Genomic DNA, 21,734 nt, shown 5'->3' on the forward strand with positions numbered 1-21,734 from the left:
AACGCCCGCGCGCGGCGCCGCCCGACAGAACCCCGCCCGCCCGCTCAGGCCCTGGGTCCGAACCGCATGGCCAGCTCCCGCACGGCCAGGCTCACCACCGGCCGACGTCCCCGCAGCCGCGCCAGCGGGCCGCCGGGGTCGAAGGCCCACCCCACCCGAACCGGCGCCACCTTCCCCGACGCCGCCAGCTTCGCCACCACCTCCCCCTGCCGGGTCCTCGCCCGCGCGGGCACCCGCAGGCCCCGCCTGGGCCACGAGAACTCCGCCGAAGCGATGCCCCGCGCCGAGTGGGCCCCGTCGAAGGACGCCATCTCCTTCGGGATCGCCCACAGCTCCCGGCCGCCGTCGCGGGAGGCCTCGCTGTCCACCCAGATCTGCGTGATCGTGACCCCGAACCGCGCGGGCCGGGCGACCAGCAGCTCGTGGTAGGCCATCACCCCTCCGGGCTGGTAGTCCACGAACGCCGTGCAGAGCAGTCCGCCGTCGACGATCCAGAACGACAGCACGGCCTCGCCGCGCAGCGACCACGGCTCCGGTGGGTAGGTCACGACCGCCACTCCCCCGGCGCTCCGGTGGGAACGGCGGGTGCGGCGGGCGCCACCGCCGCGACCGGCCGGTAGGGCGACCCGGGCTCCGGGCGCGGGTCGGCCGCGCCCTTGTTGGGCCACATCGACATCGCGCGCTCGGCCAGGGCGGTGATCGTCAGCGCCGGGTTCACCCCCAGGTTGGCCGGGATGGCCGAGCCGTCGACCACGTGCAGGCCCCGGTACCCGAAGAGCCGGTGGTACGGGTCCACGACGCCGGTCAGCGGCGAGTCCCCGATGACGCAGCCGCCGATGAGGTGCCCGGTGAGCGGGATGTCGACCAGGTCCGGCCACGCGCCGCGCGGCTCGCCGCCCACCTCGGCGGCGAGCCTGCGGGCGACCTCGTGGCCCGCGGGAATCCAGGTGGGGTTCGGATCCCCGTCGCCTTGGCGGCTGGTGAGGCCGAAGCGCCCGGGGCGGGTGGTGAGGGAGTTGTCGAGGCTCTGCATGACCAGCAGGGCGATGGTGCGCTCGGACCAGCCGCGCGGGGAATGCAGCCACGGCAGGTCGCGCCAGGTGCGGGCCAGCTCGCGCAGGCCACGGCGCAGCCGCCGGGGGCCGCCGTCGACCAGGGCCGTCATCAGCAGGCCCATCAGGTTGCTGCCCCTGCCGTAGCGCACGGGCTCGATGTGGGTGTGGTCGTCGGGGTGCAACGACGAGGTGATCGCCACGCCCGTGGAGTAGTCGGCGCCCGCGCGGACCCGCACGCCGATGATGGCCTCGGAGTTGGTCCGGCACAGCGCCCCGAGCCGGGGCGAGATCGCCGGCAGCGAGCGCGCCCTCAGCCGGTGCAGCAGCTTCTGCGTGCCCAGCGACGCGGCCGAGAACACGACCTCGCGAGCGGTGAACACCGACGTCCGCCGACGCCTGCCCGTCTGGTGCGCGCGCACCAGGTAGCCGTCGCCGTGCGGGCGGACGTCGGTGACCGTCGTGAGCGGGCGCACTGTCGCGCCCGACCGTTCGGCCAGGTACAGGTAGTTCTTGACCAGCGTGTTCTTCGCGTTGTGCCGGCACCCGGTCATGCACTCGCCGCAGAACGTGCAGCCCGCCCGGTCCGGGCCCGCGCCGCCGAAGTACGGGTCCGCTCCCGGCTCGCCGAAGTGGATGCCGACTCGGGTCCTGCGGAAGGTCGAGCCCACGCCCATGCCGTCGGCGACACTGCGCAGCGCCAGGTCGGCCGGGCCCGTGAACGGGTTGTCGGCGACGCCGAGGACCCGGGAGGCCTGGTCGTACCAAGGGGCCAGCTCGGTCCGCCAGTCGGCGATGTGCGCCCACTGCCGGTCGCGGTAGAAGGCCTCCGGCGGCTCGTAGAGGGTGTTCGCGTAGACCAGCGACCCGCCGCCGACGCCCGCGCCGCTGAGCACCAGCACATCGCGCAGCAGGTCGACGCGCTGGATGCCGAAGCAGCCGAGCACCGGCGCGTAGAGGTAGCGGCGCAGCCGCCAGGACGTGCGCGGCAGCTCGTCGTCGGCGAAGCGGCGGCCCGCCTCCAGCACGCCGACCCGGTAGCCCTTCTCCGTCAGGCGCAGCGCCGTCACGCTGCCGCCGAAGCCGGAACCGATCACCAGGACGTCGTAGTCGGTCGCGGAGCCGCCCATCAGGCCACCACCCGGAAGTCGCGCGGGTCGGGTCTGCGGACGCGCCGCGCGTACTCCCACACCAGGCCGGGCCAGTTCGTGGTGATGCGGCCGTCGCCCTGCCGGTACCAGTTGTCGCAGGTGGCCCACACGCTGCGGTCGAGGCGCACCCGCATCTCGGCGTCGAAGGCCTCGGCGACCTCCCGGCGCACCTCGACGCGGGCGCCCGCCGGGGTCGCGCGCAGCACCGAGGCGATGTAGCGGCACTGCGCCTCGATCATGGTGATGATCGAGTTCCCGCCGAGGTTGGTGTTGGGGCCGTAGACGAGGAACAGGTTCGGGAACCCGGGCACCGTGATGCCCAGGTGCGCCCGCGCGCCGTCCGCCCACGCCTCGGCGAGCCCGGCGACCGGCAGCGAGGTGAGGAAGTCGGTCGCGGCGAAGCCGGTGCCGTAGACCAGGACGTCGGCGGGGTGCTCCACGCCGTCGGAGGTGCGCACGCCGTGCGCGGTGACCTCGGCGATCGGCTGCGTGACGACGGCGGTGTTGGGGCTGGCCAGCGCCGGGTACCAGTCGTTGGAGAACAGCAGCCGCTTGCAGCCCGCCCTGATCCGCGGGGTGAGCTTGGCGCGCAGGACGGGGTCGCGCACCCGCAGCCGCAGGTGCGCGGCGGCCAGCGCCTCCACCGCGCCGACGTGCCGGGAGTCCAGCGCCGCGGAGAGCGCCTCGCCGACCAGCCAGGTGGCCAGCCGCCCGCCGCGGCGCGTGGCGGTGCGTCGGAAGGCGGTGTCGGGCTTGGGCACCACGTGCGCGGCGGTCCGCTGGAACACCGTCAGCCCGAGCGCCTGCTTCCGCACGTGCGGCACGAACTGCACCGCGCTGGCCCCGGTCCCGACCACGGCGACCCGCTTGCCGCGCAGGTCGACGTCGTGGCGCCAGCGGGCGCTGTGGAACGCGGGCCCGGCGAACCGCTCGGCCCCGGCCAGCCGAGGCACCGCCGGGGTGGACAGCTGGCCGACGGCCGAGACGAGCACGTCGGCCACGACCACGCCGCGCTCGGTACGCACCTGCCAGCGACCGTCGCGGTACTCCGCGCCAGTGACCCCGGCGCGGGTGCGGACCCTGCCCATCACCGGGGCGGCGGTGCGCTTGAGGTAGTCGAGGATGTCGGCCTGCCCGGCGTAGCGCCGCGGCCAGGTCCGGTTGGGCGCGAAGGAGTACGAGTAGAGCGAGGACGGCACGTCGCAGGCCGCGCCCGGGTAGGTGTTGTCCCGCCACACCCCGCCGACGTCGTCGGCGCGTTCGAGCACCAGGAAGTCCTCGATGCCCGCCCGCAGCAGCGCCAGCGCCATCCCGATCCCGCCGAAGCCCGCTCCGACGATCACCACCCGTGTCCGCTCCACCCTGTCGAACCTACGAACCCGGGCCGCCGCCGGCCAGGACAGTCCCGGCCGCGTGCTTGATAATTCCGGCCATGACGTTCGACGACCCGGTCACCCGCCACTGGGACTTCCCGCGCGCGGTCGCAGGGGTGGCCGTCCTGGTCCGCTTCGCCGCCGACCACGGCGTCGGACCCGCCCACCTGCTGGCGGGCACCGGCGTCACCCTCGGCGACCTCTCCGCCCCGGACGGCTGCGTGGAGGCCCACCAGGAGCTCCGCGTCGTGCGCAACCTGGTGTCCGCGCTCCCGGCGGCGGGCCTGGCCCTCGGCCGCCGCTACCACGCCACGACCTTCGGCATGCTCGGCTACGCGTTCCTCAGCAGCCGCACGATGCTGGACGCGGTCAACACCGCCTTGCGGTACCTGGACCTCACCTTCGCCTTCACCAGCCCGTCGGCCTCCATCGACGCCGACGGCGCCCGTCTGACCCTCGACACCACGCACCTGCCCGCCGACGTCACCCGCTTCCTGGTGGACCGCGACCTGGCCGCCATCCACACCGTTCTCGGCGAGCTGGCGGGCTCCCCCGCACCGCTGCGGTCGCTGTCGCTGCCCTACCCCGCGCCCGAGGAGCTTTCCGAGCTGCACGCCACCTTCGACCCGGGCGGGGACGCCGTCATCTCCTTCGGCGCCCCGATCCCGACCGCGACCTACGACCCGGCGCTGCTGGCCCGCGAGCTGCCCCTGGCCAGCCCGGAGACCATCGCGGGCGCCGAGGCGCACCTCACCGCGCTGGCCCGCGCGCGCCGCGCCCGCACCGGCATCGCCGCCGCCGTCCGCGCCGAACTGGCCCGCGGTGTCCAGGACATGACCGAGGTCGCTCGCGCCCTGGCCACCAGCGAGCGCACCCTGCGCCGCCACCTCGCCGAGGCGGACACCACCTTCCAGTCCCTGCTGGACGAGCACCGCTCGGCGCAGGCGCACCGCCTCCTCGCCGACCCCGCCCTCACCATCGCCCAGGTCGCCACCCGCCTCGGCTACTCCGACCCCGCCGCCTTCACCCACGCCTACCGCCGCTGGCACGGCACCACGCCGTCAGCCGCCCGCGGATTCTGAGCCTTCTTGCAGTGCCCGCTCCCCCGCACGTAGGCTGAGAAAGCGCTTACCGAGAGCGCTTCCAGCAGGGAGACCCGATGACGACCGACGCCCCAGCGCGCCCCCTCACCCGCTTCTCGCTCAACCAGCGGACCTGTGCGCATTGGCCGCTCGCCGACGCGATCGCGGGCTGCGCGGCGGCCGGGGTGCCCGCCATCGGCCTCTGGCGCGAGCCGGTCGCCGAAGTCGGGCTGGACACAGCCGCGTCACTGGTCGCCGACGCGGGCCTGCGCGTGTCCTCGCTGTGCCGGGGCGGCTTCTTCACCGGCGGCAACACCCACGCCGACAACGTCGCCGCCCTGGACGAGGCCGCCGCCCTCGGCGCCGATGTCCTGGTCCTGGTGCCCGGCGGGCTCCCCGAGGGCAGCCGCGACATCGCGGGCGCGCGCGCCCTGATCGAGGACGGCATCGCCGCGCTGGTCGGGCCCGCGCGCGAGCGCGGCGTGAAACTGGCCATCGAGCCCATGCACCCGATGTTCGCCGCCGACCGGGGCGCGGTCTCCACCCTGGGACAGGCGCTCGACATGGCCGAGCGGCACGACGAGACGGTCGGCGTCGTGGTCGACACCTTCCACCTCTGGTGGGACCCCGACGTCCTGGCGCAGATCGCGCGGGCCGGGCGGCGCATCCTGTCCTACCAGGTCAGCGACTGGATCACCCCACTGCCCGCGGACTCGCTGCTCAGCCGGGGACTGCCCGGCGACGGTCACATCGACTTCGGCCCGATCACCGCCGCCGTCGCCGCGGCGGGCTACTCCGGTGACGTCGAGGTGGAGGTCTTCAACGCCGACGTCTGGGCCCGGCCGGGCGCGGAGGTGCTGGCCGAGGTGGCGGCCAGGCACGTCGAACTGGTCGTCCCACACCTCTGAGCGGGTGCGGCCTGTTTCCCTTTCACCGCAGAGGAAGCATCTGGAGGAGCCCCCGGAGCCCCCGGAGCCCACTGAGGACACCGGGGGCCGCCACACCCGTTACCGGATGCCCGCCGCGGCCAGGATCGGCCGCATCCGGGCCACGGCGAGGTCGGGGTCGGGCAGAGCCCCGGCGGTGTCGGCCAGCCGCAGCAGCTCCGACAGGTGCACCACCGACCGCGCCGACTCCAGCCCGCCCACCATCCGGAAGTGCTCCTGGTGCCCGGCGAGGTAGGCCAGGAACACCACGCCCACCTTGTACAGGCGGGTGGGTGCGCGGAAGACCTCCCGGGAGAGCGCCACGGTCGGGTCCATCAGCCTGCGGTAGCCCGCCGGGTCCCCGGCCGCCAGCGCGCCCAGGGCCGCGCCCGCGACCGGGGCGATGGCGCCGAAGATGCCCAGCAGCGCCTCGCTGTGGCCCTGCTCGTCACCCTCGATCAGCGCCGGGTAGTTGAAGTCGTCGCCGGTGTAGCAGGAGACGCCGCCGGGCAGGGCGCGGCGGAAGGCGATCTCCACGTCCGCGTCGAGCACCGACACCTTCACCCCGACCACCTTGTCGGCGTGCTCGGCGCACAGGGCGGCCAGCTCGGCCGCCGCCGTGCCGAGGTCGCGGTGGCCCCAGTAGCCCGCCAGCGCGGGGTCGAACGGCTCGCCCAGCCAGTGCAGCAGGACCGGGACCGGTGAGCGGGAGAGCAGGGCGCCGTAGGCGTCGCGGTAGTCCTGGGGCGACGCCGCCGCCGCCGCGAGCGCGCGGCTGGCCATGACGACCGGCACCGCGCCCGCCTCCACGACGACGTCGAGCTGGTGCAGCCAGCCGGAGACGACCTGGTCCAGGGAAGCGGGGCCGGGCGGGAGGTGGTCGGTGCCGACCCCGGCGCACCACGGGGCCGCCGTGGGCCGCGCCAGCTCGCCGGTGCGGCGGATCAGCTCCCGGGTGGTGGTCCAGTCCAGGCCCATGCCGCGCTGCGCGGTGTCCATGGCCTCGGCCACCCCGAGGCCGCAGGACCAGATGTGCTCGCGGAAGGCCAGGGTGGCGTCCCAGTCGACGGAGACGACGTCAGCGGGGTCGGCGTCGGCGAGCGGGTCGGCGACGACGTGCACGGCCGCGTAGGCCGTCCGCACCCCGGACCGGGCCGCGGTCGCCGCGGGGGCGGGACCTGCGGCGGTGGTGTCAGGTGCGGTGGGCGCCCACGGGCGGACGGTGCCGTCGGGGTGCGGCAGCAGCAGGGCCGGCATGGTGTTCCTCCAATGCTGGAAGCGCTTTCTCGCACGTCGGAACGCACCAGCTGGGCCGGTTCGGGCCTGTGCGAGCGGGGACGGGTCAGTGCCGGGGGGCGGCGGTGCTGGCGCGGAGCACGACCTCGCCGTTCACCCGGACGACCCGGCTGCGCTTGCCGCGGTCGGCGCGGATGGCGAGGTTCATCGCGTGCTCGCCCAACTCCTCCAGCGGCAGCGACACGGTGGTCAGCGCCGGGGTGAGGTCGCGGACGACGGAGATGTCGTCGAACCCGGCCAGCGACATGTCATCCGGCACCCGCACACCCGCGGAGCGGGCCGCCGTCATGGCTCCTATGGCCATCACGTCGGTCACCGCGAACACGCACGTGGCGCCGGACTTCCTGGCCAGCAGCTCGCGCATCGCCTCGTGCCCGCCGTCGCGGGTGAAGCCCGCCTCGACCACGTCGGCTTCGGCCAGCGCCACCCCGGCGTCGGCCAGCGCGTCGCGGAAGCCGTCGATGCGGTCGACCACCGTGGTCAGGTCGCGCGGGCCGGCGAGCACGGCGAAGCGGCGGTGGCCCAGCGCCAGCAGCGCCCGCCCCAGCGCCGCCGCGCCCGCGCGGTTGTCCGGCTGCACGCTGTCCACGCGCAGACCCCGGTGCCTGCTGACGACGGCGACCTGCCCGCCCGCGCGCTGGTAGGGCTCGATCTCGGCGGCCAGGGCGCGCTCCCAGGCGCGGTCCTCGAACGCCGATCCGATGAGGAGGATCGCCGAGGCGCGCTGGGCGCGCAGCATCGAGACGTAGGCGATCTCCTTCGCCGGGTCGCGGAACGTGCTGGCCAGCATGACCAGCAGGTCGTTCTGCCCGGCGACGCGCATGACACCGCGCGCGATGGTGGCGAAGTAAGGGTCGCTCACGTCGTGGCAGATGACGCCGACCGTCGGCTGCGCCGAGCCGGCGAGCACGCGCGCGTGCACGTTCGGCGCGTAGGCCAGCTCCTCGGCGGCCGCGAGCACCCTGGCCCGCAGCTCCTGCCCGACGCTGGCCGCGCCGTTGAGCGCCCGGGACGCGGTGGCGAGTGAGACTTGCGCCGTCCGTGCCACGTCCTCCAGCGTGACGTGCGATCTTCCCGCCATGGCCATAACTCTAGATGACGGCCTGCTCGGCGGCGGGAGGCCAGTCGGCTGAACTGTCACGCGTCGTCCTCCGGGTTCGGTTCGCGGAACCGAAGGCCGTGCCCCGGTCCGGTGTGGGCGGTGAGCACCCCGTCGGCCACCCGCACGCCGCTGGGGGCGGCGAGCAGGCCCAGCGCGGCGAAGTCGGCGTCCTCGACGTCCTCCACCCAGGTGTCCTGCGGCAGGGTCATGGCGAGCTGCCCGACGAGGTCGAGCAGCAGGTGCGGGGCGAAGCCGACACCGGCCGCCGAGGCCAGGGCGGCGATCGCGCGGAACGGCGTGATGCCGCCGACGCGGACCACGTTCGGCTGCACGATGTCGCAGGCGCCCACCCGGATCGCCTCGGCGAAGCGGGCCGCGGTGTGCAGGTTCTCGCCGATGGCGACCGGGACCGCGCAGCGCGCCCGCAGCGCGGCGTGGGCGCGCAGGTCGTCGGCGGGAAGCGGTTCCTCGATCCAGTGCGGCTCGTAGGCCGCCAGCGCGCGCACGGCACGCAGCGCGGCGGGCAGGTCCCAGCGCTGGTTGGCATCGATCATCAGCGGCACGCCGGGCCCGACCTTGATCTTCACACCCGCGTACCCGGCGTCGACCTGCCGCCGCACCTGCTCGACCAGTTCGTCCACCGGGCAGTGCAGGTTCACGCCGCTGCCGTAGACCGGGACGGCAGTGCGGCGCCGCCCGATCAGCTCGACCAGCGGCAGCGCGGCGCGGCGCGCGCGCAGGTCCCACAGTGCGATGTCAACGGCGGCCATCGCCATGGTGGTCACCCCGCCCGCGCCCGCGTCGGCCAGCGCCGCCCGCATCCGGTCCCACACCGGCTCCGGCTCGGCGGGCAGGCCCGAGACGGCGGCGCGGACGTCGGTCTCCAGCAGGGCCCGCACGGCGGACGCGCCCGCCGACGGCGTCCAGCTGAAGCCGACGCCGCTGCCGCCCGCGCTGTCGGCGATGGTGGCGGCGACAACGCGCAGGCTCGTGACGTCCGGTCCCCACGGCCTGCGCAGCGGCGCCCGCAGGGGCGTCGTGCGCAGGTCCGCGATGACCGGGCCGCCCATCAGAGCACCAGCTCCGGGACGGTCAGCCGGGCGCCGCGCGCCGAGGACTCCAGACCGAGGTTGGCCAGCTGCACGCCGCGCGCCCCCGCCAGGAAGTCGAACGGGTGGTCCTGGCCGAGGCGGACCTCGCGCAGGAACCGCTCCCACTGGGCCCGGAAGCCGTTGCCCGCGGGCTGGTTGTCCGGAACCTCGGCCCACTGCTCGCGGAAGTCCTCGCCGTTGGGCACGTCCGGGTTCCAGGTGGGCTTCGGCGTGGCCGAGCGGTGCTGGACCTTGCAGCCGGTCAGCCCGGCCACGGCGCTGCCGTGCGTGCCGTCGACCTGGATGCGCAGCAGCTCCTCCCGGTCGACCCTGGTGCACCACGAGGAGTTGAACTGGGCGATCACGCCGCCCGCCAGCTCGAAGATGGCGTACGCGGCGTCGTCCGCGGTGGCCTCGTAGGCCTCGCCCTTCTCGTCCCAGCGATGCGGGATGTGGGTGACGGCGCGCGCGGTGACGGCCTCGACCGCCCCGAACAGCTCACCGAGCACATAGGACCAATGGGCGAACATGTCGACGACGATGCCGCCGCCTTCCTCGGCCTTGTAGTTCCAGCTGGGCCGCTGGGCGGGCTGCCAGTCGCCCTCGAACACCCAGTACCCGAAGTCGCCGCGCACCGAGAGCACCCTGCCGAAGAACCCGCCCTCGATCAGCCTGCCGAGCTTGAGCAGGCCGGGCAGGAACAGCTTGTCGTGCACGACCCCGCTGCGCACCCCGGCCGCCGCCGCAGCCCTGGCCAGCGCCAGCGCCCCGTCGAGGGTGTCGGCGGTGGGCTTCTCGACGTAGATGTGCTTGCCCGCGGCGATGGCCGCCAGCACCGACTTCTCCCGCACGGAGGTGATCTGCGCGTCGAAGTACACCTCGGCGGTGTCGTCCGACAGCGCGGTGTCCAGGTCGGTGGTCCAGGACGCGATGTCGTGGCGGGCGGCGATGGCCGACACCTTGGCGGTGTCACGGCCGACCAGGATCGGCACCGGCACCAGCCGGTCCCCGTCCGGCATCGGAATCCCGCCGTCGTCGCGGATCGCCAGGATCGACCGCAGCAGGTGCTGCCGGTACCCCATCCGTCCGGTCACGCCGTTCATGATCACGCGCAGCTCGGTCACGCCGCCTCCTCCACCCCGGGCAACTGCACGCGGACGGGTTCGCCGCCGCGTGCCATGGACTCGTTCGCCGCCGCGCCGACCAGCACGGCGCGCACGCCGTCCAGCCAGCCCGCGGCCCGGCCGAGCGGGTCGGCCCGCGCGCCCGGCTGAAACAGGTCGTCGAGCAGGAGCCGGTCGCCGCCGCCGTGACCGGGGCCCGCATCGGGCAGCGCGACCTCCTCCGCGGCGCTCCAGTGCCGCTGCACCAGCAGCGTGGTGCCGGACGCCCTGACCTGGTCGGCGTTGCCGTCGTCCACCGCGCTCGGGTCGACCGCCTTCCACCTGACCAGTTCCGAGGCGTCCCCGGCGGGCACGCTCGACCGCTCCACCACCTCCAGCTCCAGCCTGCCCCCGGTGCCGGTGATGGAGACGCGGTATCCCTCCCACGGCGCGTAGGCGACCAGCGAGTAGGTCAGCACGGCGCCGCGCCGGTAGCGCACCAGCGCGGCCATCGTGTCCTCGATGGTGACTCCGGGGCCGAAGACGTCCTGGTCGCGGTGGTAGCCGTCGTCGCGCGCGGCTCCGCCGTAGAGGGCGTTCAGGCGGGGGTCGGCCGCCAGGTCCATGCCGAACGGCGCGCGCTCGGCGGGCGGCTCGGCGTCCCCGTAGAACCGCAGGCCGCCGTGCGCGGTGACCACGTCGGCGGTGTCGTCCAACCACCAGTTGACCAGGTCGAAGTGGTGGCTGGCCTTGTGCACGAACAGTCCGCCGGAGTTGGCCTTCTCGCGGTGCCAGCGGCGGAAGTAGTCCGCGCCGTGCACGGTGTCGAGCACCCACTCGAAGTGCACGGCCGTCACCCGGCCGATGGCGCCCTCGCTCAGCAGCCGCTTCACCGCGCTGTTGCGCGGGGAGTAGCGGTAGTTGAAGGTGACCACCAGCGGCGCGGAGGAGCGGCGCGCGGCCTCGCTGATGCGCGCGCAGCCCTCCGCGTCGGTGGTCAGCGGCTTCTCCACGATCGCGCCGACGCCGTTGTCCAGGGCGTGGACGGCGTAGTCGGCGTGGGTGGCGTCCACCGAGGTGACCACCACCGCGTCGGGCCGCGTCTCGCGCAGCATCGCCGCGTAGCGCTCCGCCGGGTAGACCGGCAGCGGACCTGACCCACCCGCGGCCGTGAAGAGCCGCTGGTAGTACTCCACGCGGGTCGGGTTCGTGTCGCACAAGGCCACCGGAACGCCTACGGCGTTGTGCGCTCCGAGCAGGCTGTCGAAGTACATCTGCGCCCGGTGTCCTGTGCCGACGAACGCGTAGCGGCGACGGCTCACTTCAGCGCCGCCTCGGTCTGGCTGCGGTACTCCTTGACGGCGTCGGCGACGGTGATGCGGTTGAACAGGAGCTGCTCGTTGAGCTGCTGCATGACCGACTGCACCTCTCCGGCGCCCATGGGCGGCAGCACCGGCGGCGGCTGCAGGTTCGGCGTGATCTCCTCAAGGAACTTGCCGGAGATCTGGTCGGCGGGCTTGAGCTTGTCGAAGACGCCCTTGCGGTTGTCGAGGTTGATCGGCAGACCGCGGTCGCTGAGCTGGATCTCCGCGGCCTTCGGGCTGTTGATCATCCAGTCGATGAAGGTGGCCGCCGCCTCGGGGTGCTCGGTGCGCGCCGAGGCCGAGAGGAACATGGCGGGCTTGAGGTACATGCCCGGCTTGGCCTCGGACTCGCCGGGGAAGCGCAGCAGCTCCAGCTCGACACCCGCGGCGTTGCTCAGGGTGGGCACCTCGTTGGTCCACCACACGCCGGTGGCGCCGCGGCCGGTCGCCATGAGCGACTGGTCGATGCCGCCCGCCTGGATCTCCACGGTCAGCGACGGCTGCGGCTCGCTGCCCAGGTCGCGGGACTTCAGGACCATGGTGAACCACTCGGTCAGCGTCTTGTCGGAGACGCCGATGGCGCCCTCGGCGTTGAACAGCGACTCGCCGCGCTGGCGGGCGTAGATCTCCAGGCCCGCGTCGTTGAAGCCGAAGTTCTGCAGGCCGTAGAGGTCCTTCTGGCCGGACTTGCTGACCTTGGCCGCGGTCTGCAGGTACTCGTCCCAGGTCCAGGTCGTGTCGTCGGGCACCTCGACGCCCGCCTTCTGGAACAGGGCGGGGTTGGCGACGACGGTGTAGGCGTTGACGCCGGTGGGGACCGCGTAGGTCTTGCCGTCGATGGTGCCGGTCTGGGCGACGGCGGGGTCGAGCTTGTCCATCTTCAGCACGGAGCTGTGCTGGGAGAGGTCGAGCAGGGCCTTGCGGTCGGCGTACTCGCGGACGTAGCGGGACTCCTGCTGGATGACGTCCGGCGCGTTGCCGCCCGCCACGCTGGTGGCGAGCTTGTCCCAGTAGTCACCCCAGCCGGTGAACTCGCCCTCGACCTTGATGTTCGGGTGCTCGGCCTCGAAGGCGTCGATCATCTGCTGGGTCATCTTGTGGCGGGCGTCGCTGCCCCACCAGAGGAACCGCAGGGTGACCGGACCGCCGTCGCCCGCTTCGCCGCTGTCGGAGCCGCAGCCCGCGGCGGTGATGGCCACCAAAGCGGCGGCCAACAACGCCAGTCTCGGGTGTCGCACTGTCATTCTCCTTCTGTTTGAACGGTCCCCCGGCTGCTGGTCCCCGCTACTTGAGTCCGGTCGTGGCGATCCCGCGCACGAGGTAGCGCTGCCCGGCGAGGAAGAACCCGAAGATCGGCCCGAGGGCGACCATCGACATGGCGAAGACCGGGCCCCACGGGGTCTGGCTCGTCGCGTCGACGAAGGTCCGCAGGGCGACCGGGACGGTGTACATCTCCGGGTCGGTCAGGAAGATCAACTGGCTGAAGAAGTCGTTCCAGGTCCAGATGAAGGTGAAGATCGCGGTGGTGGCCAGCGCGGGCACGCACAGCGGCATGATGATCCGGAAGAAGATGCCCCAGTGCCCGCAGCCGTCGATGCGCGCCGCCTCGTCCAGGTCGCGCGGCAGGCCGCGGATGAACTGGACCATCAGGAAGACGAAGAACCCGTCGGTGGCCAGCAGCTTGGGCAGCAGCAGCGGCCAGAACGTGTTGATCATGTCGACCTGGGCGAACATGATGTACTGCGGGACGATCACCACGTGGATCGGCAGCATCATGCTGCCGAGCATCACCGCGAACCAGACCTTCTTGAACTTGAACTCCAGCCGGGCGAACGCGTACGCCGCCAGCGAGCAGGCGACCAGATTGCCGATGATCGAGCCGAGCACCACGATGCCGCTGTTGATCAGGTAGGTGCTGAACGGCTCGCCAAGGGCGTTCCAGCCGTCGGAGTAGTTCTCCAGCGTCGGGTTCGACGGGATCAGGCCGGGCTCGGTGAAGATGTCCGCGGTCTGCTTGAACGAGCTGGAGAGCATCCAGATGAGCGGGTAGAGCATCGCGAACCCGAACGCGATCAGCCCGATGTGGGTCAGCGGCCTGCGCTTGACCCGCCGCGGCCTGCCCTTGGCGACCCGGGTGCCGGGGCGCTCGGTCAGCTCAGCTGTCGCCATAGAACACCCACTTCTTCGAGGCCAGGAAGTTCAGGCCGGTGAGCACGGCGACGATGATGAGCAGCACCCACGCCAGCGCGGAGGCGTAGCCCATGTCGAAGTTCCCGAACCCGCGCTGGTAGAGGTAGAGCGTGTAGAACAGGGTCGAGTCGGCGGGCCCGCCGGTGCCCGCGCTCACGATGAACGACTGCGTGAACGTCTGGAACGCGCCGATGATCTGCAGCACCAGGTTGAAGAAGATGATGGGGCTCAGCAGCGGCAGCGTGACGTGGCGGAACTGGCGCAGCTTGCTCGCCCCGTCGACCTCGGCGGCCTCGTAGTACATCCGGGGGATCTGGCGCAGCCCGGCCAGGAAAATGACCATCGGGGCGCCGAAGGTCCAGACGTTGAGCACGATCAGCGTGCCGAGCGCGAAGTCCGGGGTGGACACCCAGCCCGGCAGGTCGGTGAACCCGAGCGAGGTCAACAGGCTGTTGATCAGGCCGTTCGTGCCGAACACCTGCCGCCAGAGGATCGCGACCGCCACGCTGCCGCCCAGCAGCGACGGCAGGTAGTACGCCGAGCGGTAGAGCGACAGTCCCCGCACGCCCTTGTCCAGCACCAGCGCCAGGGCCAGCGCGAACACCAGCTGCAGCGGCACGGAGACGAAGACGTAGGTGAACGTGACGCCCAGCGCCGACCAGAACCGCGCGTCGTCGGCCATCCGCGTGAAGTTGTCCCAGCCGATCCACTCCGGCGCGCCGATCAGGCTGTAGTCGGTGAACGAGAGGTACGCCGACGCGGCGATCGGGCCGATGGTGATCAGCAGCAGGCCGAGGAACCACGGCGCGAGGAACAGGTACGCGGCTTTCCCCTGGCCCATCTCGCGGCGGTACCGCCTGCCCTGGCCCGCGGGCGGCGCGGGCTCGCGGACGGGGGCTCTCGCCGATGTCAGCACTGGCACTTGGCCTCACCTCGTCGTGGTCACGCTCCCAGTAAGCGCTTTCTAGCTGCTCAAGGCCTACCGCGTCAAGACTTCGCCGGAGACCGGTTCCCCAGTGGAGATAGCGCTTTCTCACCGCCTGGGGACGCGCTATCGTCGGCGGGCCTGCGATCCAGCGGAGGATGACGTGAAGGGTTCTGCGGTGGAAGTGGTCCTTGTCGGGGTGCACGGGTTCGGCCGCCACCAGCTGCGCGCCATCCTCGATCTCGCGGCCGTCGACCCGGAGGTGCGGCTGGTCGCCGTCTGCGACCCCCGGCCCCCTGGTGGCGACTTGGCCGAGGTCCTCGCAGGCGTGCCGCACCACGCCGCCCTCGGCGACCTGCCGCCGCCCGGCGCGCGGCCGCGGGTCACCGTCATCGCCACCCCCCTGCACACCCACGTCGACCTGGGCGTCGCCGCCCTGCGCTCGGGCTCGCACGTGCTGCTGGAGAAGCCGCCCGCCTCGACCCTGGCGGACTTCGGCAGGCTCGTCGCCGCCGTGGAGGAGACGGGCCTGGCCTGCCAGGTCGGCTTCCAGAGCCTGGGCTCGGCCGCCGTGGCCGCGGTCCGCGACCTCATCGCCGCCGACGCCATCGGCCCGGTCCGCGGCATCGGCATCGCCGGCGCCTGGCAGCGCGACGCGAGCTACTTCTCCCGGACGACCTGGTCGGGCAGGCGGGTCTTGGACGGCGTCGCGGTGGTCGACGGCGCGCTGACCAACCCGTTCGCGCACTCGCTGGCCACGGCGCTGGCCATCGACGGCTCCACCCGCGTCGGCGAGGTCGGCGACATCGAGGTCGAGCTGTACCGGGCCAACGCGATCGAGTCCGACGACACCTCGGCGGTTCGCCTGCGGACGAAGAACGGCGCGACCATCGTGGCCGCGGTGACGCTGTGCGCCGAGCAGGTGGCGTCCCCGTACCTCGTCGTGCACGGCGAGCGGGGCGCCATCACCTTCCACTACAAGGAGAGCCGCATCCGGCTGCGCACGGCCGAGCGCGACGAGACGACGGAGTTCCCGGAGACCGGCCTGCTGGGCGACCTGGTCGCCAGGGCCCGCTCGGCCGAGCACCGCCTCATCGCCCCCGCCGAGGAGACCGGCGCGTTCACCGAGGTCCTCGAGGCCGTGCGACTGGCCCCCGAACCCGCCGTCGTCGCCGCGCGCCCCGTCGGCTCCGGCGACACCCTGCGCCACGTCCTGCCCGGCGTCGACGACGCCGTGCGCCGCTGCGCCGACGAACTGCTGCTGTTCTCCGAACTCGGACTGGAGTGGACGTGCTCGCAACCCTGACCGTCGCCGGAACCCCCGTCGGCCGCTACCACTCCGGCGAGGGCCTGCCCGCGACCCTGGCGCCGCGCCCCCACCTGGAGCTGACCACCCTCGGCGGCGCCAAGGTCACCGACATCGCCCCCGAGGACCACCGCTGGCACCTGGGCGTCGGCGTGGCCGTGCAGGACGTCGGCGGCGCCAACCTCTGGGGCGGCCGCACCTACGTCCGAGGCACCGGCTACGAATGGCGCGACGACCACGGCTCGATGATCCACACCACCTGGCGCGAACTGTCCGACACCGTCCTGGACCACGACCTGGACTGGCTCGGCCCCGACGGCACGGCCATCGTCACCGAACACCGCACCGTGCGCGCCGAACCGGCCGATGACGGCTACCGCTTCACCTTCACCTTCACCCTGCAGTCCCCCGCCCCGGTCGCCCTGGGCAGCCCAGAGACCAACGGCCGCGAGGCAGCGGGCTACGGCGGCTTCTTCTGGCGCCTGCCCCGCCCCGCATCCGAGGCCACCGTCTTCACCCCCGACGCCCGCGGCGAACACGCCGTCCACGGCTCCCCGGCCCCCTGGATCGCCTACCACGGCGACGACGGCACCCACCCGTTCACGATCGCCCTGCGCGGCACGGACGACGAGACGGCGGCCGACCGGTGGTTCGTCCGCCAGGAGGGCTACCCCGGCATCGGCTCCTCCATTGCCCCCGCCACCGTCACCCCGTCGGGCCTGACCCGCCGCTTCACCGCAGTGGTCCTCGACGGCCACACCGAGCCGGAGCGGGTGGAAAGGCTGCTCGCAAGCTAAGCCCCGCGGACGACACCGACACCCACACAGAGTGTCCGACCACCCGACACGACGACCCACGACAGCCGGCCCGGAACCAGCCGAAGTATCCGGCCCCCCGCCGCCAGGCTATCCAGCCACCACAGGCCACCGCACCACCAACCAACGACCTGTGGACAGCTCGATCACCGAGGATCAGGCTCCGGATTCACCCCCGGCCGAGCGAGAAAGTCGAAGTCGCACCCCTCATCAGCCTGCGTGATGTGCGCCGCGTACAACGCCCCATACCCACGCTCGTACCTCGGCTCAGGCGCGACCCACTCCGCCCGCCGCCGCTGCAACTCCTCCTCCCCCACCTCCAGCACCAGCTCCCGCGCCGGAACATCCAGCCGGATCAGATCCCCCGTCCGGACCAGCGCCAACGGCCCCCCGACAAACGACTCCGGCGCCACGTGCAGCACACAAGCCCCGTAACTCGTCCCACTCATCCGCGAGTCCGACACCCGAACCATGTCCCGAACCCCCTCAGCGAGCAGCCGATCCGGAATCGGCAGCATCCCGTACTCCGGCATCCCCGGTCCCCCCAGCGGCCCCACCCCCCGCAACACCAGCACCGACTCCTTCGTGACCCCCAACGAAGGATCGTTGATCCGCTTCTTCAGATCCGCGTACCCGTCGAACACCACAGCGGGCCCGGTGTGCGTGAGCAGATGCGCCTCAGCCGCGATGTGCTTGATGACCGCACCACCAGGAGCGAGATTCCCCCGCAGCACCGCCAGCCCGCCCTCAGCCGCCAGCGGCGAGGACACCGGCCGGATCACCGCGTCGTTGTGCACCCGCGCCCCCGCCAGCTCCTCCCGCAGCGTGCGCCCGGTGGCGACGACCCGGTCACAGGCGAGCAGGTCCAGCTCCACCAGCCGCGACAGCAGCCCGGGAACCCCGCCCGCGTAGTAGAAGTCCTCCATCAGGTGCTCCCCGCCGGGCCGGACGTCGGCCAGCACCGGAACCCTCCTGGCGATGCGGTCGAAGTCGTCCAGGCCGACCTTCACCCCCACCCGCCCCGCCATCGCGATCAGGTGGATGACGGAGTTGGTCGAGCCGCCCAACGCGAGCACGGTGGTGATGGCGTCGGCGAAGGCGTCGGCGGTGAGGATGTGCGAGGGCTTGAGGTCTTCCCAGACCATGTCCACCACGCGCCGCCCGCTCGCCGCGGCCATCCGGTGGTGGGCCGAGTCGACGGCCGGGATCGCGGCGGAGCCGGGCAGGCTCAGGCCCATCGCCTCGACGGCCGAGGTCATGGTGGAGGCGGTGCCCATGGTCATGCAGGTGCCGGGTGAGCGGGCCAGGCCCGCTTCGATCTCGGACATCTCCGCGTCCCCGATGAGCCCGGCCCGCCGGTCGTCCCAGTACTTCCACATGTCGGTGCCGCTGCCGAGGACCTGGTCGCGCCAGTGGCCGCGCAGCATGGGCCCCGCGGGCACGAAGACGGCGGGCACGTCGGCGCTGGCCGCGCCCATCACCAGGGCGGGGGTGGACTTGTCGCAGCCGCCCATGAGGACCGCGCCGTCGACCGGGTAGGAGCGCAGCACCTCCTCGGTCTCCATGGCGAGCAGGTTGCGGTAGAGCATCGGGGTCGGCTTCTGGTAGGTCTCCGACAGCGTCGCCACGGGGAACTCGACCGGGAACCCGCCCGCCTGCCACACCCCGCGCGAGACCTGCTCGGCGCGCTCGCGCAGGTGCATGTGGCAGGGGTTGATGCCGCTCCAGGTGTTCAGGATCGCGATGACGGGCTTGCCGAGGTGCTCCTCGGCGTTGAGGCCGAGCTGGCGGGCGCGGGCGCGGTGGCTGAAGTCGCGCACCTCGTCGCCGCCGAACCAGCGGTGGCTGCGCAGGTCCTCGGGGCGCTTCACGCCAGGCCCCACTCGACCAGCACCTCGCCGATCAGCTCGCGGGTGCGGGCGTCGACCGGTGAGCTGGGCGGGCGCACGTCGCGGCGGCACACGCCGATCTGCGCCAGTGCTTCCTTGACCACGCTGACATTGTTCTCCGACTCACCCGCGGCGCGCAGCTGCTCGAACAGCTGGATCGAGCGCCAGATGCCCACGACGTCGCCGTGCTCGCGCAGCGCGCCCAGCAGGCGCACCGAGATCTCCGGGGCGATGTTCACCAGGCCCGAGGTGAACCCGGTGGCGCCCAGGGCGAAGTAGCCGGGCGCGGCGGACTCGGCCAGGCCGGCGATCCACACCGGACCGGGACCGGCCTCGCGGGCGACGGTGCCGAAGCGCACCGGGTCGGCGACGGCGTACTTGACGCCGAGGACGTTCGGGGCGAGTTCGCGCAGCCGGGCGATGGCGGTGCCGGTGATGCGCGGGTTGCGGACGTAGAGCATCACCGCCAGTTCGGGGACGGCGGTGGCGATGGCGCGGTGGTACTCGATCCAGCCCTCCGCCGAGACGTAGGGGTGCACTGGCTGGTGAACCATGATCACCTTGGCGCCCTGGGAAAGCGCGTACCGAGCGGCTTGGACCGCCGAGGGAACCGGTCCGCCGACTCCGGCGACGATGGTCGCCTCCGCGCCGACGGTGTCGGCGGTGACGTCCACGGCCAGGCGCGTCTCCTCCGAGGTCAGCGCGTAGTACTCGCCGGTGTTGCCGTTGGGGGTGACGACGCGGACGCCGCCGTCCACGATGCGGCGCAGGACGCGCTGCAGCCCGGCGGTGTCCACCCCGCCATCGGCCCCGAAGGGGGTGACCGGGATGGCCACGACCCCCGCCAACTCGTCCGCCAGCTGCTCCATGGACCAACCCTTCTCGCGTATCGCGTCTCATATATGATGTGCTGAGAGCGTTTCCAGGGTCAAGTGAGGAGGCCTGCGGTGCTGAGCCAGGTGAGCATGCCCGCGTCGCGCACCGACGCCGTCCTGGAAGCGATCCGGCGGGCGATCCTGACCAGGGAGCTGGCCCCGGGGCAGCCGCTGGTGGAGATGGAGCTGGCGCAGCGGCTCGGGGTGTCGAAGACGCCGGTGCGCGAGGCGCTGAAGCTGCTCTCCGGCTCGGGGCTGGTCACCTTCGGGCTCTACAAGGGCGCGAAGGTGAGCGTGGTGGACGCCGAGATGGCCCGCCACGTCTACGACATCCGGGCGCTGCTGGAGCCCGAGGCGGTGCGCCGCGCCGTGCTCGCGGGCGGTCCCCACCTGGCCGACGCCGAGGCCGCGCTCACCGAGGCGGACGCGGCCCTGGCCCGCGGCGACCGCGCCGAGCTGAGCATGCTCAACCGCGAGTTCCACTGCGCGCTTTACCGCGGCTGCGGCAACCCGCTGCTCACCAAGACCCTGGACGACGTCCGCGACCTGGCCGCCCTGATCACCGTGACCGGCTGGGAGGCCGCGCCGAGCGCCAAGCGGGAGCAGCGCGAGCACACCGCCATCCTGCGCGCGGCGAAGGCGGGCCGCGCCGACCGCGCCGCCGAGCTGCTGGGCAAGCACATCACCGGCTTCCTTGACCGGCTGCTGGCGGCGCTGGGCTGACCGCCTGGGACATACTGGCCATCATGCGGGTTCTGCTGGCGGTGGTCCTGGTGGCGTCCCTCGCCGGGTGCGGCGACGACACCCCGGCGGGGGTGGCGTTCGAGCGGGTCGACCTGCCCGCCGGGGTGCCGTCGGCGTTGGGGACGAGCGGGGAGACCTTGCTGGTCGGGGTCGCGCTGGACGACGGGCCGGGGCTGTTCGGCATCACCGCGGGCGCGGCGGCCACGCAGGTGCCGCTGACCTCGTCCACCCCCTATGGCGCGGTGGCGAAGTGGGCGTCGGTGTCCGGTGACGGCTCGGCCGTCGTCGCGGTCGGCGGGGAGCGCGGCGGCGCGCACGGGAACGTGCGGTGGAGCGTGTGGACGGGCTCGACCTCCGGGCTGACCGAGCGCAAGCAGGGCTTCAGCACCTTCGGCGGGTACGGGGCGGGCGATCTGGTCGAGGGCGTGGCCACGCCTGGCGGTCCGGTCGTGGTCGGGGCGTGGGAGAGCGGGGACACCGCGCTGGACGTGGCGGTGTGGACGATCGATGCCGAGCACACCGCCACCCGCCGGTCCTCGGCGGGCACGGCGCTGGAGAGCAGCCGCGAGGAGATCGGGTTCCCGATGTCGGCGGCCGCGCACGGCGGCGGCGTGGTGATCGCGGGCTGGCAGATCGCGGCGGGCAAGCAGGTCCCGGTCGTCTGGCGCTCGGCGTCCGGCGTCACCGACTGGACCAAGACCCCCCTGCCCGACGCGGGGTCCAACGCCACCGCCGACGCCATCGCCTGCGACGACGAGTTCTGCGCGATCACCGGCCGGGTCGACGGCTCGGTCGCCGCCTGGCGCTTCGACGGCGAGCGCTGGACCCGCCTGACCGGTCTGCCCCCGACGCCGATCGGCGACCGGGAGGAGGTCGCCTCCCCCGCGCTGCTCGACGGCGGCGTCGCGGTCGGCTTGGCCTCCGGTCCGAAGGTGGCCGTCTGGCGCGCGGGCGCGTGGACCGCGCACGCGGTTTCCGGCCCGACCGGCCGCCCCTTCGCCCTGGCGACCCACGCGGGCGCGCTCTATCTCGCCGGCGGCGAGGACGAGCCGCGGGCCGCCCTGTGGCGCGCGCCCCTCGATCGCCTGACCGCTCCCTGACGCAGCCCGGCGGGTCGACTGTGAGCTGGACGTCAGCGCCCCCGGCGACCCCGCGCCGCGCACCCTCGTCGGCGCGAGTCCTGAGCTGCTGGTCTCCCGCCGTGGCGCGATGGTGCTCGCCAACCCGATGGCCGGGGCGTTTCCCCGCTGCTCGGACGACGCCGAGAACCGCAGGCGGGTGGCGGCGCTGCCGGCCTCGGCGAAGGACAGCGCCGAGCACGCGCACGTCACCGCCCAGGTCGCCGAGGTGCTGGGCCGCTTCTGCGTGGAACTGGACGTGCCCGCCGAGCCGGTGGTCATCGGCACCCCGACGATGTGGCACCTGCCGCCCGCAGGCGCGGGGTGGCGCC

Annotated in this window: 19 protein-coding genes and 1 pseudogene; 7 read left to right on the forward strand and 13 right to left on the reverse strand. The window is 73.1% G+C overall.

Annotated features, from left to right (window positions below):
• Positions 1-44 precede the first annotated feature (44 nt).
• Genes ACFPM7_RS21800 through ACFPM7_RS21810 form a run of 3 tightly spaced genes read right to left on the reverse strand, consistent with a single transcriptional unit; the run spans position 45 to position 3,564 of the window.
• Complete coding sequence (locus ACFPM7_RS21800; RefSeq protein WP_378249546.1) at positions 45-548, reverse strand: acetoacetate decarboxylase family protein; 504 nt, start codon at positions 546-548, stop codon at positions 45-47.
• Positions 545-2,182, reverse strand: a complete 1,638-nt coding sequence (locus ACFPM7_RS21805; RefSeq protein WP_378249547.1) for a GMC oxidoreductase — start codon at positions 2,180-2,182, stop codon at positions 545-547. The genes ACFPM7_RS21800 and ACFPM7_RS21805 overlap by 4 nt, the downstream gene beginning before the upstream one ends.
• On the reverse strand, positions 2,182-3,564 hold the full coding sequence (locus tag ACFPM7_RS21810; protein WP_378249548.1) for a flavin-containing monooxygenase: 1,383 nt from the start codon (positions 3,562-3,564) through the stop codon (positions 2,182-2,184). The genes ACFPM7_RS21805 and ACFPM7_RS21810 overlap by 1 nt, the downstream gene beginning before the upstream one ends.
• Positions 3,565-3,635: 71 nt before the next feature.
• Here ACFPM7_RS21810 and ACFPM7_RS21815 point away from each other — a divergent pair, with 71 nt between their 5' ends.
• A complete protein-coding gene (locus tag ACFPM7_RS21815; protein WP_378249549.1) occupies positions 3,636-4,658 on the forward strand; it encodes an AraC family transcriptional regulator in 1,023 nt (340 codons plus the stop codon).
• A 77-nt stretch (positions 4,659-4,735) separates the two neighbouring features.
• A complete protein-coding gene (locus ACFPM7_RS21820; protein WP_378249550.1) occupies positions 4,736-5,566 on the forward strand; it encodes a sugar phosphate isomerase/epimerase family protein in 831 nt (276 codons plus the stop codon).
• A 99-nt stretch (positions 5,567-5,665) separates the two neighbouring features.
• Here the strand turns inward: ACFPM7_RS21820 and ACFPM7_RS21825 are convergent, their stop codons facing one another.
• The 8 genes from ACFPM7_RS21825 to ACFPM7_RS21860 form a co-directional block, all read right to left on the reverse strand.
• Positions 5,666-6,841, reverse strand: a complete 1,176-nt coding sequence (locus ACFPM7_RS21825; protein WP_378249551.1) for a DUF993 family protein — start codon at positions 6,839-6,841, stop codon at positions 5,666-5,668.
• Between the two features lie 85 nt (positions 6,842-6,926).
• Positions 6,927-7,961, reverse strand: a complete 1,035-nt coding sequence (locus tag ACFPM7_RS21830) for a LacI family DNA-binding transcriptional regulator (RefSeq protein WP_378249552.1) — start codon at positions 7,959-7,961, stop codon at positions 6,927-6,929.
• A gap of 56 nt (positions 7,962-8,017) precedes the next feature.
• Positions 8,018-9,052 (reverse strand): mandelate racemase/muconate lactonizing enzyme family protein, encoded by a 1,035-nt coding sequence (locus tag ACFPM7_RS21835; RefSeq protein ID WP_378249553.1) that lies wholly within the window; start codon positions 9,050-9,052, stop codon positions 8,018-8,020.
• Positions 9,052-10,176 carry a Gfo/Idh/MocA family protein gene (locus tag ACFPM7_RS21840; protein WP_378249685.1) on the reverse strand — a complete coding sequence of 375 codons (1,125 nt, stop codon included), beginning with the start codon at positions 10,174-10,176 and terminating at the stop codon, positions 9,052-9,054. Before ACFPM7_RS21840 ends, ACFPM7_RS21835 begins: the two co-directional genes overlap by 1 nt.
• A gap of 17 nt (positions 10,177-10,193) precedes the next feature.
• The gene (locus tag ACFPM7_RS21845; protein WP_378249554.1) at positions 10,194-11,498 is read right to left on the reverse strand and encodes a Gfo/Idh/MocA family protein; all 1,305 of its coding nucleotides are present in this window, start codon (positions 11,496-11,498) and stop codon (positions 10,194-10,196) included.
• Entirely contained in the window at positions 11,495-12,778 is a 1,284-nt protein-coding gene (locus ACFPM7_RS21850) for an ABC transporter substrate-binding protein (RefSeq protein ID WP_378249555.1), read from the reverse strand. The genes ACFPM7_RS21845 and ACFPM7_RS21850 overlap by 4 nt, the downstream gene beginning before the upstream one ends.
• Positions 12,779-12,824: 46 nt before the next feature.
• Positions 12,825-13,709 (reverse strand): carbohydrate ABC transporter permease, encoded by an 885-nt coding sequence (locus tag ACFPM7_RS21855; RefSeq protein WP_378249556.1) that lies wholly within the window; start codon positions 13,707-13,709, stop codon positions 12,825-12,827.
• Positions 13,696-14,652 (reverse strand): carbohydrate ABC transporter permease, encoded by a 957-nt coding sequence (locus ACFPM7_RS21860; RefSeq protein WP_378249557.1) that lies wholly within the window; start codon positions 14,650-14,652, stop codon positions 13,696-13,698. Before ACFPM7_RS21860 ends, ACFPM7_RS21855 begins: the two co-directional genes overlap by 14 nt.
• A 166-nt stretch (positions 14,653-14,818) precedes the next feature.
• On the opposite strand from ACFPM7_RS21860, the gene ACFPM7_RS21865 reads away from it, so the two are divergent.
• Positions 14,819-15,961 carry a Gfo/Idh/MocA family protein gene (locus tag ACFPM7_RS21865; protein ID WP_378249558.1) on the forward strand — a complete coding sequence of 381 codons (1,143 nt, stop codon included), beginning with the start codon at positions 14,819-14,821 and terminating at the stop codon, positions 15,959-15,961.
• Entirely contained in the window at positions 15,946-16,758 is an 813-nt protein-coding gene (locus tag ACFPM7_RS21870; protein WP_378249559.1) for a DUF6807 domain-containing protein, read from the forward strand. Before ACFPM7_RS21865 ends, ACFPM7_RS21870 begins: the two co-directional genes overlap by 16 nt.
• Before the next feature lie 164 nt (positions 16,759-16,922).
• On the opposite strand, the gene araD is transcribed toward ACFPM7_RS21870, so the two are convergent.
• Both araD and ACFPM7_RS21880 read right to left on the reverse strand, forming a co-directional pair.
• Complete coding sequence (gene araD, locus ACFPM7_RS21875) at positions 16,923-18,647, reverse strand: L-arabinonate dehydratase (RefSeq protein ID WP_378249560.1); 1,725 nt, start codon at positions 18,645-18,647, stop codon at positions 16,923-16,925.
• Positions 18,644-19,534: a dihydrodipicolinate synthase family protein gene (locus ACFPM7_RS21880; protein ID WP_378249561.1), complete on the reverse strand. Its 891-nt coding sequence runs from the start codon at positions 19,532-19,534 to the stop codon at positions 18,644-18,646. The genes araD and ACFPM7_RS21880 overlap by 4 nt, the downstream gene beginning before the upstream one ends.
• A gap of 96 nt (positions 19,535-19,630) precedes the next feature.
• On the opposite strand from ACFPM7_RS21880, the gene ACFPM7_RS21885 reads away from it, so the two are divergent.
• The 3 genes and pseudogenes from ACFPM7_RS21885 to ACFPM7_RS21895 form a co-directional block, all read left to right on the forward strand.
• On the forward strand, positions 19,631-20,263 hold the full coding sequence (locus ACFPM7_RS21885) for a GntR family transcriptional regulator (RefSeq protein ID WP_378249686.1): 633 nt from the start codon (positions 19,631-19,633) through the stop codon (positions 20,261-20,263).
• A 23-nt stretch (positions 20,264-20,286) separates the two neighbouring features.
• Positions 20,287-21,384 (forward strand): hypothetical protein, encoded by a 1,098-nt coding sequence (locus tag ACFPM7_RS21890; RefSeq protein WP_378249562.1) that lies wholly within the window; start codon positions 20,287-20,289, stop codon positions 21,382-21,384.
• Positions 21,385-21,409: 25 nt separating this feature from the next.
• Positions 21,410-21,709, forward strand: a pseudogene (locus ACFPM7_RS21895) (chorismate-binding protein); the annotation flags it as partial.
• Positions 21,710-21,734 lie beyond the last annotated feature (25 nt).

Origin of the sequence: Actinokineospora guangxiensis, from assembly GCF_042657845.1 — a bacterium.
Classification (GTDB): domain Bacteria; phylum Actinomycetota; class Actinomycetes; order Mycobacteriales; family Pseudonocardiaceae; genus Actinokineospora; species Actinokineospora guangxiensis.

Coding starts and splice junctions, on each gene's coding strand:
- ACFPM7_RS21830 (WP_378249552.1), bottom strand. CDS start 7,961: ATGGCGGGAAGATCGCACGTCACGCTGGAGGACGTGGCACGGACGGCG.
- ACFPM7_RS21820 (WP_378249550.1), top strand. CDS start 4,736: ATGACGACCGACGCCCCAGCGCGCCCCCTCACCCGCTTCTCGCTCAAC.
- ACFPM7_RS21805 (WP_378249547.1), bottom strand. CDS start 2,182: ATGGGCGGCTCCGCGACCGACTACGACGTCCTGGTGATCGGTTCCGGC.
- ACFPM7_RS21815 (WP_378249549.1), top strand. CDS start 3,636: ATGACGTTCGACGACCCGGTCACCCGCCACTGGGACTTCCCGCGCGCG.
- ACFPM7_RS21825 (WP_378249551.1), bottom strand. CDS start 6,841: ATGCCGGCCCTGCTGCTGCCGCACCCCGACGGCACCGTCCGCCCGTGG.
- ACFPM7_RS21880 (WP_378249561.1), bottom strand. CDS start 19,534: ATGGAGCAGCTGGCGGACGAGTTGGCGGGGGTCGTGGCCATCCCGGTC.
- ACFPM7_RS21840 (WP_378249685.1), bottom strand. CDS start 10,176: ATGAACGGCGTGACCGGACGGATGGGGTACCGGCAGCACCTGCTGCGG.
- ACFPM7_RS21890 (WP_378249562.1), top strand. CDS start 20,287: ATGCGGGTTCTGCTGGCGGTGGTCCTGGTGGCGTCCCTCGCCGGGTGC.
- ACFPM7_RS21885 (WP_378249686.1), top strand. CDS start 19,631: ATGCCCGCGTCGCGCACCGACGCCGTCCTGGAAGCGATCCGGCGGGCG.
- ACFPM7_RS21835 (WP_378249553.1), bottom strand. CDS start 9,052: ATGGGCGGCCCGGTCATCGCGGACCTGCGCACGACGCCCCTGCGGGCG.
- ACFPM7_RS21855 (WP_378249556.1), bottom strand. CDS start 13,709: ATGGCGACAGCTGAGCTGACCGAGCGCCCCGGCACCCGGGTCGCCAAG.